At 70.7% G+C, this 921-nt stretch carries 1 protein-coding gene; it reads right to left on the reverse strand.

Annotated features, from left to right (window positions below; genetic code table 11):
* The coding region (locus tag MXD61_RS05710) for an ISAs1 family transposase (RefSeq protein ID WP_248811796.1) at positions 1-699 on the reverse strand (699 nt) is incomplete at its 3' end.
* Positions 700-921 lie beyond the last annotated feature (222 nt).

Genomic DNA, 921 nt, shown 5'->3' on the forward strand with positions numbered 1-921 from the left:
TCCGTGGCCACGGTCGCGCGTGCGGACACGGGTGGCGACACGGTTCCAGGGCAGGGCTGTGAGCTGGGCATACAGTGCCGGCTGGTTCGCTTTCGCGACGAGGACGTAGTGGGCGCCGCGTTCCACGAGCCAGGTAGCGGTGTCGCGCTGGGTGTGCAACGTGTCCGCGGTCACCACCGCGCCGGCCGGATCGAGGGCGCCGAGCAGTGCTGTGAGCTCGGGAATCTCGTTCGTCTTCGCGTCGACCCCACGCTGGGCGAGGACGACGTGGTGTTGCTGGTCGAACGCGGCGAGCAGGTGCCGGCCGGGTCTGTCGCCGTGGCGTGAGCCGCGCAGGGTCTTCCCGTCGACCGCGATCCGCCGCCGTCGTCCTTTGGTCGGCGTGGTCGCCGCCGCGGCCCAGGCCCCGAGGGCTGTGTCCAGCGCGTCGGTGTCGAGACGGGCGAGGACCCGGCGGAACGTCGAGGCGTCCGGGACCCACACGATCCCCAGCATGTCCCGGACGGTCTCGCCGGCGTCCGCGGCCCACTCGGCGATCGCGGTGAACGACCGGGCCCCCGCCAGCACCGCGCACGTCGCCAACGTGAGCACGACCGGCAGCCGGTGCCGCGTCCCACGACGTTTCCTCGGGTCGGCGACCTGCACGAACACCGCCAGCAACCCCGCGGGTGACACCGGCCGCGTCGCTGCGCCGGCCATGGCCGACGCCAGCTGATCCAGAACAGGGACAGAAGGAGATAATGGTGCGGCGAGCATGGCACCTCGGGGTGATCAGGATGGCCTAGGAACCTCCATGATCACCCAGGTGTCATGCTCGCCCCGTTTCCGGGGCCAGAACCCGCCGGTCCTCACATCCCACATCCACCGCAGACCCTCGACACGACCCACAAGTCGCTACCCAGCAAACTTGCCGCAGCCCTG

This window comes from Frankia sp. AgPm24 (genome assembly GCF_023243055.1).
GTDB lineage: Bacteria > Actinomycetota > Actinomycetes > Frankiales > Frankiaceae > Frankia > Frankia umida.